Annotated in this window: 11 protein-coding genes and 1 pseudogene; all 12 read right to left on the reverse strand. The window is 63.2% G+C overall.

Annotated features, from left to right (window positions below; all coding sequences use genetic code 11):
* Position 1: 1 nt before the first annotated feature.
* The 12 genes and pseudogenes from HCN58_RS20800 to HCN58_RS20850 all read right to left on the reverse strand — a co-directional run bounded on the left by HCN58_RS20800 (position 2) and on the right by HCN58_RS20850 (position 14964).
* The gene (locus tag HCN58_RS20800) at positions 2 to 910 is read right to left on the reverse strand and encodes an outer membrane protein assembly factor BamD (protein WP_171581267.1); all 909 of its coding nucleotides are present in this window, start codon (positions 908 to 910) and stop codon (positions 2 to 4) included.
* A 336-nt stretch (positions 911 to 1246) separates the two neighbouring features.
* The gene (gene lpxC, locus HCN58_RS20805; RefSeq protein WP_171581268.1) at positions 1247 to 2206 is read right to left on the reverse strand and encodes a UDP-3-O-acyl-N-acetylglucosamine deacetylase; all 960 of its coding nucleotides are present in this window, start codon (positions 2204 to 2206) and stop codon (positions 1247 to 1249) included.
* 350 nt (positions 2207 to 2556) lie between these two features.
* A complete protein-coding gene (ftsZ, locus tag HCN58_RS20810) occupies positions 2557 to 4347 on the reverse strand; it encodes a cell division protein FtsZ (RefSeq protein ID WP_171581269.1) in 1791 nt (596 codons plus the stop codon).
* A gap of 88 nt (positions 4348 to 4435) precedes the next feature.
* Positions 4436 to 5755 carry a cell division protein FtsA gene (gene ftsA, locus HCN58_RS20815; RefSeq protein WP_171581270.1) on the reverse strand — a complete coding sequence of 440 codons (1320 nt, stop codon included), beginning with the start codon at positions 5753 to 5755 and terminating at the stop codon, positions 4436 to 4438.
* Complete coding sequence (locus HCN58_RS20820) at positions 5752 to 6738, reverse strand: cell division protein FtsQ/DivIB (RefSeq protein WP_171581271.1); 987 nt, start codon at positions 6736 to 6738, stop codon at positions 5752 to 5754. The genes ftsA and HCN58_RS20820 overlap by 4 nt, the downstream gene beginning before the upstream one ends.
* A gap of 89 nt (positions 6739 to 6827) precedes the next feature.
* Positions 6828 to 6923: pseudogene (locus HCN58_RS37485) on the reverse strand (D-alanine--D-alanine ligase); the annotation flags it as partial.
* 127 nt (positions 6924 to 7050) lie between these two features.
* On the reverse strand, positions 7051 to 8043 hold the full coding sequence (locus HCN58_RS20825; RefSeq protein ID WP_171581272.1) for a D-alanine--D-alanine ligase family protein: 993 nt from the start codon (positions 8041 to 8043) through the stop codon (positions 7051 to 7053).
* Positions 8044 to 8097: 54 nt separating this feature from the next.
* Positions 8098 to 9018 (reverse strand): UDP-N-acetylmuramate dehydrogenase, encoded by a 921-nt coding sequence (gene murB / locus HCN58_RS20830; RefSeq protein WP_171581273.1) that lies wholly within the window; start codon positions 9016 to 9018, stop codon positions 8098 to 8100.
* Between the two features lie 298 nt (positions 9019 to 9316).
* A complete protein-coding gene (murC, locus tag HCN58_RS20835; protein WP_171581274.1) occupies positions 9317 to 10720 on the reverse strand; it encodes a UDP-N-acetylmuramate--L-alanine ligase in 1404 nt (467 codons plus the stop codon).
* A gap of 158 nt (positions 10721 to 10878) precedes the next feature.
* Complete coding sequence (gene murG, locus HCN58_RS20840) at positions 10879 to 11979, reverse strand: undecaprenyldiphospho-muramoylpentapeptide beta-N-acetylglucosaminyltransferase (protein WP_171581275.1); 1101 nt, start codon at positions 11977 to 11979, stop codon at positions 10879 to 10881.
* 38 nt (positions 11980 to 12017) lie between these two features.
* Positions 12018 to 13169 carry a putative lipid II flippase FtsW gene (ftsW, locus tag HCN58_RS20845; RefSeq protein ID WP_171581276.1) on the reverse strand — a complete coding sequence of 384 codons (1152 nt, stop codon included), beginning with the start codon at positions 13167 to 13169 and terminating at the stop codon, positions 12018 to 12020.
* Between the two features lie 346 nt (positions 13170 to 13515).
* Positions 13516 to 14964, reverse strand: a complete 1449-nt coding sequence (locus HCN58_RS20850) for a DUF5107 domain-containing protein (RefSeq protein ID WP_171581277.1) — start codon at positions 14962 to 14964, stop codon at positions 13516 to 13518.
* Between the last annotated feature and the right edge of the window lie 6 nt (positions 14965 to 14970).

A 14970-nucleotide genomic window follows, 5' to 3' on the forward strand; every position in this document is an offset into this window, starting at 1 on the left:
CCTAGCCGAGACCCATTTTCTTGAAGGCCCTGGAAATGTAGGACCCCTTGTTCTCGCTCGGCTCGAGACCGCCCGACTTTACAAGATTATAGGCGTCCTTGTACCAGCGGCTGTCAGGAAAATTGTGCCCAAGTACGGCCGCCGCCGTCTGCGCCTCGCCGACGATGCCGATCGCCATGTAGGCCTCGGTGAGCCGCGCCAGCGCTTCCTCGACATGGCGCGTGGTCTGGTACCGGGTGACCACGGCCTTGAAGCGGTTGATGGCGGCGGTGTAGTCGCGCCGTTCCATGTAATAGCGGCCGACGTCCATTTCCTTGCCGGCAAGCTGGTCGCGTGCGCCTTCGAGCTTGGCCTTGGCGGAGTTGGCATATTCCGAGGTCGGGTATTTGCGAATCACCTCTTCCAGCGCCGCGATCGCCTTTTCGGTGCGGCCCTGGTCGCGGGAGATGTCCGGGATCTGGTCGTAATGCGAGGCCGCGATCAGGTATTGCGCGTAAGCCGCATCGGGACTGCCGGGATGCAGCGTGACGTAACGCGTCGCCGCGCCGATGCAGCTGTCATAGTCACCCTGGTTGTAGAAGGAATAGGCCGACATCAGGAGCGATTTGCGCGCCCAGTCCGAATAAGGGTGCTGGCGGTCGACCTCTTCGAATTTCTTCGCCGCCGCCTTGTTATCCTTGCGCTGGTTCATCAGGTACAAGCCCTCATTGTAGAGCTTGTCCGCGGGCTCCTCGTTGAAGGTATCGTCCTTGGCGGTGAACTTGTCCCACAGCGCGCCCGTGCCGCAGCCGCTCAAGGGAATGGCGAGCGCAATCAGGCCAGCCGCCAGCCGCAGCGACCGTGCGGCGCGAGCGAGGCTGGAGCGCCCGAGTGATTTGCGTGGTTCGAGCGTCATACGCTGTGCCGACATGGAATCTGTGACCTGACGCCTTTGCTGCGGTTGATGACTGAGCCCGCCCGTCCATGAACCGCGGCCATGGATGACATACTCCCCGTGCCCCAAAATTCCTTGAGCCCAGCGCGTTTGGTGCCAATTCTTCAAGAGCCTGCGGCGCCTTATCAAGCAACCGCAGGCCTCTGTAGCCGAAAAATGGTTCTCGACCAATCGGATACGCAGCCAATTCGCCCGGATTAAGGCGGCAGAACGCCGTCCTTGCCAATTGTGGTTACTACGGAAAACGCGCGTGTACGGCCCGAAAGGCCGAGATTTCGGCAAAGCCAAAGTCAGCAGATTTCGCAAGCAAAATCAGGAAACGTCGGGACCATAGGCCGGGGCGATCATGCCGCCCACCATGCCCGCGCCAGCCTCGACATGGCCGCGGGGGCGACGTGCCGGTTCGGCCTCGACCACCCGCCAGGCGCTCCGATCGGCCAACAGAGCGGTCAGCACAGCGTGGTTCAGCTTGTGGCCGCCACGTACCGAACGGAAGGCGCCGAGCAGCGGCAAACCGGCCAGGGTCAGATCGCCAACCGCATCCAGCGCCTTGTGGCGGGCGCACTCGTCGCCAAAGCGCAGCCCCTCGGTGTTGAGCAGGCGGGCTTCATCGAACACCACCGTATTCTCAAACGAGGCGCCACGCGCAAAACCGGCGCTCCAGAGCCGTGCGACGTTATTCATGAAACCAAAAGTCCGGGCGCGGGAAATCTCGCGGCGGAAGCTTTCGGGGTTGAGATCAATGGAATAGTTCTGGCAGCCGATCAGGGCGTTATCGAAAGCGATCTCGACCTCGACGCGGAACCCGCTCGCATATGGGCGCAACTCGCCAAAACTGTCGCCGATCGCGACCTGCACCGGCTTCAACACCTGAATGAAGCGGCGGGAGGCTGACTGGGTGACGATGCCGGCTTGATCGATGGCGGCGACGAAGGCCGCCGCGCTGCCGTCCATGATCGGAACTTCGGGGCCATCGACTTCGATGATGGCATTGTCGACACCCATGCCGCGCAAGGCAGCGAGAACATGTTCAGCGGTGGAAACCAGTGGGCCTTCGCGGTCGCCAAGAACGGTCGCAAGGTCGGTTGCCGTGACGGAGGCGGCTACTGCGGGAACCTCGCGGTCTGCCTCATCGAGGCCAGTACGGACAAAAATCAAACCCGCATCCACAGGAGCGGGTCCAAGCGTCAGGCTGACAGGTAAACCGGAATGAACGCCAACACCCGTTACGGTGGCTTGCGACCGAAGCGTGGTTTGACGGCTGAATTTCATCGATAACTGCCCACTACCCGACTTAACCCAAAGCCGGGAACCGCACGTAAGTTGCGATTCGCGTTTCAGGCATCCCCAAGTCACCGCAGACCATAGTCGCTTTCTAAAGCGCGCCAACTCACGCTTCTTTACGGATTGTTACCCTATCTCTGCCGCAATCGCGCCAAGGGTTAACCAAATTCCGGCACGGCCGGACGCTGTTCGAGCCGTGACATCCGATCACGAAATGAATAATTAATGATTTAAAATCAGTTGGTTGGCTGGCCGACCGAGGTTCGGTACCACGCCAAAGATAAGGCCCCGGCTGGATCGGCCGGGGCCCTTTGGCTCACCTCGATTGTAACAAAAGCTCAGTTGGCCTGGCGTCGGAGGAAGGCCGGGATATCAAGATGGTCATCGCCCTGTGGCGCTAAGGCAACAGGTACGGGGCGGCCATGAACGTCCAAACCTTGCGGTGCCGGGCGTTTTGCGTATTCGGATACCGGCTCCTGATTCGCGGCCATTTGCTGGGCGATGGTACGCTGCGGCTTGCGCTCAGGCAGCGGCGGCAGCGGGGCCATCGACGGACCGGAGGCGCGCGCCGCGATCGGCGGCTCGGTCTCTTCATCGCGGCGGCCAAGGCCGACATTGGCAAGACGCTGCAACAGCGACAGCCGCGTCTTCTGCGGATGCTCTTCCTCCGGCTCGCCGCGGGCGTGCCGGATTTCGGCCTGCGCCGGCATCGGAAGTTCCTCGAACTTCGGCATCCGCGGCGTACGGGCCGGCGGACGTTCGGCGGCTTGCGGGATGAAGGTCTCGGGCGTCGCCGGCGCCTCGGGCTCGACGCGGGCGGCCTCCTTGTCCGGGAACAGCGTCGGCTTCTGCGCGATCGGGCGAACCGTGACGTCGCCATAGGACGCCGGCTGGATCGGGGCCTGTTGCGGCGTCTCAACCGCCGCGGCGATCGCGGCGAGCGCGGCACGCTCGACATTGCCGCGCTGCGCCGCCGCGGTTGCAGGCGCCGGTGCGGGAGCCGAAGCAGCCGCCGGCTCGAGCTTCTGGGCGCGTTCGGCCAGGCGCGCATTGTCGGCGCGCAGGCGAGCGGTCAGTTCGGCCAGCCGGTTGTCCGGCGCGGACGTCGTGGCAGTGGCGGTGGTGGCGGCGACGGCGGGGGTGCCCGCGTTGCGCGCGATCTGTGACTGGTCGATGCCGGTGGCGACGACAGAGACACGGATGATGCCGTCGAGCGATTCGTCGAAGGTGGCGCCGACAATGATGTTGGCGTCCTGGTCGACCTCCTCGCGAATCCGCGTCGCAGCTTCATCGACCTCGAACAGCGTCAGGTCCTTGCCGCCGGTGATCGAGATCAACAGGCCGCGTGCACCCTTCATCGATGAATCGTCGATCAGCGGGTTCGCGATCGCAGCTTCGGCCGCGGTCAGCGCGCGCTTCTCGCCGGTCGCCTCGCCGGTGCCCATCATCGCCTTGCCCATCTCGCGCATCACGGCGCGGACGTCGGCGAAGTCGAGATTGATCAGGCCTTCCTTGACCATCAGGTCGGTGATGCAGGCGACGCCCGAATAGAGCACCTGGTCGGCCATCGCGAAGGCGTCGGCGAAGGTGGTCTTTTCGTTAGCGACCCGGAACAGGTTTTGGTTCGGAATGATCAGCAGCGTGTCGACCACCTTGTGCAGCTCGGCGATGCCGACCTCGGCGGTGCGCATGCGGCGCTGGCCTTCGAAGTGGAACGGCTTGGTCACGACGCCGACGGTGAGGATGCCCATGTCGCGCGCGGTCTTGGCAATCACCGGAGCGGCGCCGGTGCCGGTGCCGCCGCCCATGCCAGCGGTGACGAACACCATGTTGGCGCCCGAGAGATGGTCGCGAAGCTCGTCGATCACTTCCTGCGCCGCCGCCGCGCCAACATCAGGCTGGGACCCCGCGCCGAGGCCCTGCGTCACCTGGGTGCCCATCTGCACGATGCGCTGGGCCTTCGACATGGTCAGCGCCTGCGCGTCGGTGTTGGCGACGACGAAATCGACCCCCTGCAACCCGGCGGTGATCATATTATTGACGGCGTTGCCGCCTGCTCCACCGACGCCGAAGACGGTAATCCGCGGTTTCAGCTCGCTGATGTCTGGGGGGGTCAGATTGAGTGCCATGGTTGCCTCTCTTACGACGCGCGCGTTGGTTCGCCCCGGCCGACGGCCGCGGGATTTGGTGAAAATCGTTTGGTCACAGGACCGGTCATCAGAAGCCCTCGCGAAGCCATCGTCCGACCTTTCCAAAATAGCCGTCAGTCCCTGTCCTGAGCTGCCGCGTATGCCGCGGTTCGACGTGTTCAAGATGAGCGTATTGCGGATAGACCAGCAGACCGGTGGGAACCGCGAACGAGGCGCTCTTGGCCTCGTTGGGCAGCCGGCCGAAGCCGAGCGGCCGGCCGATCCGGACCGGCCGGTTGAGAATGCGGGTGGCGAGTTCGACGGTGCCGGTGAGCTGGGAGGCCCCGCCGCTCAACACAACCCGCGCCCGCGGCTCTGCCGCAAAGGGGGAATCCGCGAGCCGGTCCCGGACCATTTCAAAAATCTCCTCGGCACGATGCCGGACGATGTTGGCAATCGTGGCGCGCGAGACGATCTGCGGCGCATCGTGTTCCTCGCCCGCAGTCGGTACAGACATCAGCTCGCGCGCGTCGGACCCGCCGGTCAGCACGGTGCCATATAACGTCTTGATTCGCTCGGCATCCGCAATGCATGCGCCGACGCCGCGTGCAAGATCCATCGTCACGTGCTGGCCACCGAGCGCAAAACCCGAGGCATGCACGAAACGGCCGCCGGAATAGGTCGCAATCGTGGTCGATCCGGCCCCCATTTCGACCACGGCAGCGCCGAGATCGGCCTCGTCGTCAGTCAGCACGGAAAGACCTGCGACATAAGGACTCGCCGCCATAGCCTCGACGTTGAGATGGCATCGCTCGACCACCAGCATCAAATTGCGGGCGACGGTGGCATCCGCCGTCACCACGTTCATGTCGACGCCGAACTGTCGGGCAACCATGCCGCGGGGGTCGCGGATGCCCTTGACGCCATCGAGCGCATAGCCGACCGGCAGCGCGTGCAGCACCGTGCGCCCCTCGCCGGTGGCGTGACGCATGCCGGTGGAGGTCACCCGGGTGACATCGTCAGAGGTGACCGAGCCGCCTCTGATATCAGCGGCAGCCTCGACAAGCTGCCCCTGCAGCCGGCCGCCGGAAACCGACAGCAATACTGATTCAACGCGGACCTTGGCCATGCGCTCGGCCAGCGCCACCGTCTGGCGCACCGCTTGCTCGCATTCGGCGAGATCGACCACCGCGCCGGCCTTGACGCCGCGCGACTGGATCTGGCTGTAGCCGATCAGTTCGACCGCATGGGTGCGGCCGCGCAGCGCGTCGCTCGGCGGCGACGGCTTCAGCCGCGCGATCATGCAGGCGATCTTGCTGGTGCCGACATCGAGCGAAGCCACCAGCGCCGTACGCTTGTGGTCGACGGGCCGCGTCTTCGGGGTCTGGTTGCGATCGAGGCCGGTCATGCGTCACCGGCCTTTTTCTTCGGCTTCTTTTCCTTGAACAGTTCTTCGCGGGCCTTCGCCGCGTCTTCCGACAATTGCACCGTCAGCCGGTCCGGCAAGCGCATGTCGACGGCGACGATATCGCGCGAGAACAACCTATCTTCCTTGTCGAGCTTGCTCAGCATGGCCAGCGCGTTGCCGATGTCGTTCTCCGGCAGGCGAATGTCGAGGCCGTCCTTCAGCCGCAAATTCCAGCGCCGTTCGCCGACCAAGATTGCAGCCTTGGTCACCGAGCGGACCTGCGGATAGCGCTCAAGCAGCGCGAGGAAATCACGCGACTTGACATCGGCGCCCTTGCCCACCACGAGTGGCAGCGTCACGAAGCGGCGCGACACGTAGGGCTCCAGCACCGCGCCGTCCTCGGAGATCACCGACAGCCGGCCGTCCTGCTGCCACAGCGCGAACGCCGTGCGCTCGACGATGTCGATCTGCAACTGGCCGGGATAAAGCTTCAGAATTGTCGCGTCCGCGATCCACGGATTGGCCTTGAGCTTGTCGCGCACGGTGGCGGCATCGAGGAACAACAGCGAGGAGCGGCCGTTGACGCCGCCGATCGCGAGCACCTCGTCCTGGCTCAAGTGCTTGCGGCCGTTAATGGCGACCGTGGTGATGCGGAATCCTGCGGAATTGGCCAGCGCATTGCGGGCGTCACTGAGCGCCGCCGTGAATTCATCGACGTGACCGCCCTTGACGATGCCGAGGCCGGCGCTGCCGAGCAGTATCAAGACGGTCAAGGCAATGCCGGTGCGATTCGGCAGATAGCGTTCGACCAGGAGGACCAGGCGATTCGGCGGCTCGCGATCGATTACGGGTCTCGCCGGGACACGGGCACGAAAGCCCACCCGCTCGCGCAGCAGCACGACCGCTCCAATAGCGGCTGCTTTCAGGTCAGCCTGGGGCCCCAGCGATCTCAGTGACCGTGTGAGGCGTCCTGCACCATCCATTGCACGAGCCTGTCCAAGTGTTGTTCCCGCAATCGTTTTTGCGAGTCTGGCTCAGATGACGCCTCGGCCGTGCCGGACTTAAGTGCTGACCTGAAGTCGGAACAGCGCACGCCCCGGCAGCCAAGCGCCACATGCGCCGCCAGCGTTAACCTTCGTTCTTCCTGGTAAACAAAGTGTAAAAACGGGGGGCTGGTGATGCGCTTTGGCCCGTCTTTTGAGTGCTTTGCCGGACAATTCTTAGGATTTTAGCAACAATTTTCGTGGCGAGGTTAGTTCCGGGTTAACGGCCTGTTAATGGGCCGGCCGGGGCGGTCACGTCCGTTCCCGGCTGCGCCGTTCGGCCAGCGTGATCTGATCGCGCAGAAAATCCGGAAATTCGATCCCCTGGGCCTTGAGCGCCTTCGGGTAGAGCGAGGCCGCCGTCAGGCCCGGCAGGGTATTGGTTTCCAGGTAAACCAGCCCCTTCGCCGAAACGATGAAGTCGGTCCGGGAATACCCGCTGCAGGACAGCGCTTTGTGCGCTCGCAACGCCTGATCCTGCAGTTGCGCAGTGATGTCCGGAGAAAAGCGCCCCGGACAGATCTCCTGAGTCGATTTGAGCAGATATTTGGCCGTGTAGTCGAAGGTGCCCTGCCCCGGGACGATCTCGATCGGCGGCAGCGACATCAACGTGCCGTCTGACTGCTCCAGCACGCCGCAGGTTGCTTCCACGCCGGCGATGAACGGCTCGATCAGATATTCTTCGGCCTTGGCAGCGTTGCGCACGGCGACAAGGTCCTGCTTGGCGTTGACGAAGATCAGGCCATAGCTCGAACCATCGCGCGCCGGCTTGGCTATCAGCCTGCCGTATTCGGCAAGGGCTGTGTCGAGGTTTTCCAGGGCAATGCCCGCCGGAGCCGCGACACCTGCAATCGCCGCAAACCGTTTCGCCGCGACCTTATCGAAGGCGAGGTTCGACGACGCCGAGCCGGATCCGGTGAAGGGAATGCCGCGCATTTCGCACATCGCCTGCAGTTCGCCATTCTCGGCCCGGCCGCCATGCAATCCGAGTACCAGCACACGGTCTTCCGCCTTTGCCTTGTCGAGCGCCGCCTCCAGCGCGATGCCGCGGTTAGCCGGTTTGAATTCATCCTCGAAGGGACGCGAATGCTCGAGCAGCGCTTTTGAATTGACGTCGTGGACAGTGTCGGCCACGGACCAGAACCAGAGATCGGCTTCCGGCAAGGCGCGGTGCAACGCCTGCGCGCTCGCTACCGAAACCAGCCGCTCTTTATTGGTACCGCCGAACAGAATGGTAATTCGCATCAGCCTTGCTGCCTCGCTTGCTTTTCGATGCTTCGCATCGCCCCGGAATGACGACTAGACCGAAATTCCGATCCGCTTGATTTCCCAATGTAGCTCTATGCCAGAATTCGCTTTAACCCGCTCGCGCACGGTTTCGCCTAGCGTTTCAATATCATGCCCGGTGGCGTTGCCGGTATTGATGAGGAAATTGCAGTGCATTTCCGAGACCTGCGCGCCGCCGATACGAAGCCCGCGGCAGCCGGCGGCGTCGATCAGTTTCCAGGCGCTGTTGCCGGGCGGATTCTTGAACGTCGAGCCACCGGTCTTTTCGCGAATCGGCTGCGCAGTTTCGCGATGGCTCTGCACCTCGTTCATTCGAACGCGGATGGTTTCGGGATACGCGACCTGCCCGCGAAACCGCGCGGAGGTGAAAATGATCGAGGGGTCGACGCCGCTGTTGCGATAGACGAACTTCATGTCGGCATTGCTGAAGATATGTTTGGTGCCGTCGCGGCCGATGCCGGTTGCTTCGACCAGCACGTCCTTGGTCTCGCTTCCATTGGCGCCGGCATTCATCCGCAGCGCGCCGCCGATGGTGCCGGGAATGCCGAAGAAGAATTCCATGCCGCCGATGTTTGCGGCTGCCGCGGTCTCCGCCACGCGCTTGTCGAGCGCAGCCGTGCCCGCGCTGACGATGTCGCCGGAAGCCAAGGTCTCGCCAAACGCCCGCGGCGACAGACGGATCACCACGCCCGGCATGCCGCCGTCGCGCACGATCAGGTTGGAGCCGACGCCGACGACATAGACCGGCAATTCCTTCGGAAGCAGCTTTAAGAAGTAGGCGAGATCGTCTTCATCCGCCGGCGTGAACAGCACCTGCGCCGGGCCGCCGACGCGAAACCACGTCAGTTCGGCGAGCGACTGGTTCGCCAGCAGCCGCCCGCGCAGGTCCGGCATCGCGGCTTTCAGATCGGGCGTGATGTCGGGGAAGGTCATGTCGCGTCAGCCGCCTCGCGATCCGATTTGAGGCCGCGTCGCGTTGACGCCGTCGCCCGGGGCTCACCCCTCTCCCCAACCCTCCCCCGCAAGGGAGGAGGGAGCCGGTCGAGCGTGCTCACCTCACGCACAGGAAACGCTACATTGATTGCTTTGGCATTGGTCAGGGAGGCACCAGCGAACGGGTTCGCTCTCCCCTTGCGGGGGAGGGCTGGCGGCATACGCCGGCGTTCGTGACCACCCTCCACTTCAGCTCTTTGCTGCAAGGGATGAAAGCAAGCGGCGACAGTAATTATCATCACCCCAACGCCTTCAATTCGCCGGGCAGTGCGTAGGCCCATTGCGTGATGTTGCCGGCGCCGAGGCAGACGACGAGGTCGCCGGGGCCGGCGATGCCGCGGACGACTTTTGCGAGTTCCGTCGAACCCGGCAGCGGGATCACCTCGCGATGGCCATGCGCGCGCAGGCCGAGCACAAAATGGTCGCGGTCGATGCCTTCGATCGGCGCCTCGCCGGCGGGATAGACCTCGGCGACGATAACCGCATCGGCATCGTTGAAGCAGGTGCAAAATTCCTCGAACAGCGATTGCAGACGGGTAAAGCGGTGCGGCTGCACCACAGCGATGATCTTGCCGTTGGTGGATTCGCGCGCCGCCTTCAGCACGGCCGCGATCTCGACCGGGTGATGGCCGTAATCGTCGATCACGGTGACGCCGTTCCATTCGCCGGTACGGGTGAAGCGGCGCTTGACGCCGCCGAAACCTGCAATGGCCTTTCGGATCGCATCGTCCGACATGCCAAGCTCATGCGCCACAGCAATCGCCGCCGTCGCGTTCGACGCATTATGCCGTCCGGGCATCGGCAGCACGATATCAGCGATCTCGTGCGTGGCGTCGGTCTTGCGGTTGCGAAACACGACCTTGAACTTCGAGCCGCCGCCCATCGGCGTCAGGTCGACGAGCCGCGCATCGGCCTGCGGATTTTCGCCGTAGGTGACGATGCGCCGATCCTCGATCTTGCCGACCAGCGTCTGCACCACCGGATGATCGGTGCACATCACGGCAAAGCCATAGAACGGCACGTTCTCGACGAAATTGCGGAATGCATCCTGGATCGCCTCGAACGTCTTGAAATGATCGAGATGTTCGGGATCGATGTTGGTGACGATCACGACATCGGATGGTAGTTTCAAAAACGTGCCGTCGCTTTCGTCGGCTTCCACCACCATCCAGTCGCCGGCGCCCAATCGTGCATTGGAGCCATAGGCGTTGATGATGCCGCCATTGATCACGGTGGGATCGAGCCCGCCCGCATCGAGCAATGTTGCCACCATCGTCGTCGTCGTAGTCTTGCCGTGGGTGCCGGCAATTGCGACGCAGCTTTTCAGCCGCATCAGTTCAGCCAGCATTTCGGCGCGGCGCACCACCGGAATGCGCTGCGCGCGCGCCGCCATCAATTCCGGATTGTCGCGCTTGATCGCAGTCGAGACCACGACCACGTCGGCGCCGTCGACATTCCCGGCCTTGTGGCCGACCGACACCTTGACGCCCTTGTCCCGCAGCCGCGCGACGTTGCCGCTCTCGGAGGCATCCGAGCCCTGCACCGTATAGCCGAGATTGACGAGCACCTCGGCGATGCCGCTCATGCCGATGCCGCCAATCCCGACGAAGTGAATGGGTCCGATCTCGCGCGGCAGTCTCATGCAGCATTCCCTGTCGTCATCGTCCGCCTTGTGCGCAATTGCGCACAGGAGCGGATGATCCAGTATTCCGCGAAGCCGAGGCTCAAATCAGGCGCCGCAGAGTACTGGATGCCCCGCTTTCGCGGGGCATGACAAGGGGCAATTTTGCACCCAACCGCCTAGATTCCGGCCGTTTTCATCACCAGATCGGCCAACCGTTCGGCGGCATCGAGCCGGCCGACCTGACGGGCGGCGGCGGCCATCGCGGTCAGCCGTGTGGGCTCGGCGGCAAAGGCTGAGATTTCGGCGGCGAGCCGGTCGGGCGTGAATTCGGCTTGCGGGATCCGCAACGCGCCCGCCACCTTGGCCAACACGCCGGCATTGGCGAACTGGTCCTGGTCGATCGCGCCGGGCAGCGGCACCAGGATCGAGGGCCGGCCGATCGCGGCGAGTTCCGCCACGGTGCCGGCGCCGGAGCGCGAAACCACGAGATGGCTGGACGCCAGCCGCGCCGGCAGGTCGGTAAAGAACGGCGCGAGCTCGACCTTGATTTTGAGCCGGTCATAGATCGCCCGCACCCGCGCCATGTCTTCCTCGCGCACCTGCTGCGTCAGCAAGATGCGGCTCCATAGCACCGGTTCGAGCCGTTCGATCGCACCCGGCACGATGTCGCTCATCACCCGCGCGCCCTGGCTGCCGCCGATCACAAGTAAGCGCAGCGTCCCGTTCGGTTCGGGAGACGCAAACGGCTCCGCGGCGGCGGCCAGGATCGCGGGCCGCATCGGCGTACCGACCGTCGTGGTTTTTCCTGCGAGCGAGGGATCGCGATCGAGCACGCCGGGCAGCGAGGTTGCGATCGCGTTGACGTGCTTGGAGAGAAAACGGTTGGCGCGGCCGAGCACGGCGTTGGCATCATGAATGATGCCGGGCACACCGAGCAGCCGTGCCGCGATCAAGGGCGGCAGCGTCGGATAGCCGCCGAAGCCGACCACGGCCGCCGGCTTCAGCCGCCGCACCAAGTTGACCGCGACGCCCGTTCCGTAGCCGAGCATGATGATGGTGCGCGCCAGCGACAACGGATTGCGGCCGCGCACAGTCTCGCTCGGAACCACGTCGATATTATCTCGGGTGAAAAGGCCGCTGTAGCGCAATGCACGGGCATCGGTGGCGAGCCGCACGCGCAGGCCACGCTTGATGAGCTCAACCCCGAGCGCTTCGGCGGGAAACAGATGGCCGCCGGTGCCACCCGCGGCCAGCAGAATGAGAGGCGTAGTGTCCATGGCTTCAAATAGCCGACGCCGCGGCGCTAGTCACGCCCTCAGGCGTATCCGCGCGCCACGCCGGCTTCGTTCATCGATTCCACTTCGGTGCGCGGGCGCTGCCGTGTCAGCGCCAGCATCATGCCGACGCCATAGGCCAGCGAGATGATCGACGAACCGCCATAGGAGATGAAGGGCAGCGTCATGCCCTTGGCCGGGATCAGTTGCAGATTGACCGCCATGTTGATGGCGGCCTGCACGCCGAACAGGATCGCAAGCCCCGAGGCCGCAAAGCGCGAGAACATGTCTTCGCTCGCGTAGGCGCGCGTCAGCGTGCGGATCACGATGAAGGCGAACAGCCCAACCAGCGCCAGGCACAGGATAATACCGAATTCTTCCGCCGCCACTGCAAATACGAAGTCGGTATGGCTGTCCGGCAGGCTGCGCTTGGCGATGCCTTCGCCGGGTCCGAGTCCGAACCAGCCGCCGTTCCAGAACGCTTCCATCGCCATGTCGACCTGGAAGGTGTCGCCGGAGGCCGGATTCATGAAGCGCTTGATGCGGCCCGCGACATGCGGGACCAAAAGATACGCGCTGAACAATCCGGCCATCGCGATGCCGGCCAGGCCGGCCACCCAGACCATCCGCATCCCCGCGATGAAGAACAGCGCGCCCCATACCATCAGGATCAGCATGGTCTGGCCGAAATCCGGCTCCATCACCAACAGCGACACCAACGTCAACAGCAGCGCCATCGCCATCGAGGTCGCCGGCATTTCCGGCCGTTTGGTCGATTCCGCAAACAGCCACGCCGCCATTACGACGAAAGCGGGCTTGGCTGATTCGGACGCCTGGATATTAACGCCGAGCAGCGTGATCCAGCGCCGCGAGCCCTTCACCTCCGCACCGAAGACAAGCGTCGCCACGATCAAGAGAATGCTCACCACGAACACCAGCAGTGCGAGACGGCGGATCTGCTTGGGCGGCAGGAACGATACCCCGATCAGCACCAGCAATGACGGCAGCAGGAACAGCATGTGCCGGCTGAAGAAGTGGAAGGGATCGAGCCCGATCCGCGTCGCCACCGGCGGGCTCGCCGCCAGCGACAGAATAACGCCGCCCAGCATCAGCGCCATGATCGCGCCAAGCAGCAACTTATCCACGGTCCACCACCAGTCCGAAAACGGGGTGCGTTCATCACGGGCGAGCATGGGTGTCCCCAAATGGCAGAGGTAACGCCCATTGGTGGCGCAGGATGGTTTATGGGGGGTTAATGAATTGCAGATGATTGAACGGAGCGGTGCACGTGCCCCGGATGCTGCGCGGCGCGAAGCGGTGCGCTGCCAGGCCGGGCCCATGCCGCCGTGAGTCCCGGCTCTGCGTAGCGGCATTACATGCCGCAACGCATCCGGGACACTTTCCCTCATACCAGCCGCGTAGGATGGGTGGAGCGACTTGTCCGCCGTAGCTCAGCGAGCGAAGGCGGAAAGCGAAACCCATCAATGGCCACCACGGAGGTGATGGGTTTCGCTGCGCTCTACCCATCCTACAGCCAAACTACTTTATTTTTGTCTCGGCCGCGATCAACTCTCTCCCGTCCACGGTCGTGATCGTCAGTTCTACCTGGTCACCACTGCCGCCAGCAGGAATCACCGTGGAGATGCGATTTCCGTTTTTCGGGTCGACTGTCACGGCGTCGTCGAACAATATCCTGTCGCCGTGTTTCAACGTTACGCGCAACGGCGTGGCCGGTTCGATACTGAACAACTGAAGATTCACCTCCGAGGCCGCGGCCGAGAAATTGATCAGGATATTTTCGTTCGCATCCGTCACGTTGCTCATGCCGACGGTCGGACTATAGGTTTCCGGTATAGACACCTCGCCTTGCGCCGGAAGCTTGGCACGATGGAAGAACTGGTCAGACACGCCCGCCCACAATTCGATGTAAGGCCGCGCTTCGTTCGGGTCCTTGCGGGCGTCGGTTTCGTTCGTGAACGACGGAAATCCCCACGTCCACATCTTCAGGCCGCGTGTGACCATATTGTCCGCGATGCGGATGATCCCCTCTTCGTTGTCGTGGTTGATCACTCCCCAGAAGTTTCCGGCCTGCATATCGGGCATTGCGTACGCGATGCCCATCGTCGGCCAGTTCTTGAAAAAGCGCAGCTTTTCGAAACGGCTCCTGCCCGGACCTAAGCTCTCATCGCCTTCGGACAGATTGGCCGACCAAGTAGGCGTGCTGTAGGCCTGAATCGGCGCGATGATTTCGGCGCCGCCGGTCGTTTTGGGATTTTTCGGGTCCGATCCCGGCGCGAGCGTCGTGCACGTCCAGTACTCGTAATCGACGGGCTTGTCGTGCGGGTTTTTCAGCACCACGCGCGCATCGAGCGCGGCGCGATCGGCTTTCAGCGTGACATAGTAAGTCGCTTCGATACCCGTCGACCCCTCGAGAAACTGCCTTGGTGCCGCGGAATACGCGAAATCATCTTTAAGCGACATCGACACCGTCACTTCGCCGGCACTTTCCTTTTCTACTTTGAAATCCCACGGCTTCAGCCACGTCTTGCCGTGCTCGGGATCGGGGAATGTGGGGAAGGTGCCGCCGTACACCATCAGCCAGTCGTAATAAAAGACGCCGGCCTTCATCCCGTAAGGCACGCCTACTTCGGTGCGATAAAGTTGTTCGTGGCCGGTCGGCTTGTAGATGATGGAAAGAATGCGTCCGCCAAATTCCGGCAACAGTATTACCCTCAGATAACGATTCTCGAGCACATAGGTCTTGAACGTGTGATCGACGATGGTCTTCTTGTCGAGCGACCCGCTGACGAATCCGTTTTCAGCAGAGGTCGCGTACTTGACGGTGCTCCACGAAACCGTCGACTCGCCGAGAGATACGCTGTCGGATACCGGCGAAGCCGCATCTACGACGGCAGGAAATGCGTAGACAGCCGAAAGGATTGCAACCGCGAAGGTGATTCGGCGATGCGAGGGAGCATGAATTGCCATTTAAGT

This window comes from Bradyrhizobium australiense, assembly GCF_013114825.1.
GTDB lineage: Bacteria > Pseudomonadota > Alphaproteobacteria > Rhizobiales > Xanthobacteraceae > Bradyrhizobium > Bradyrhizobium australiense.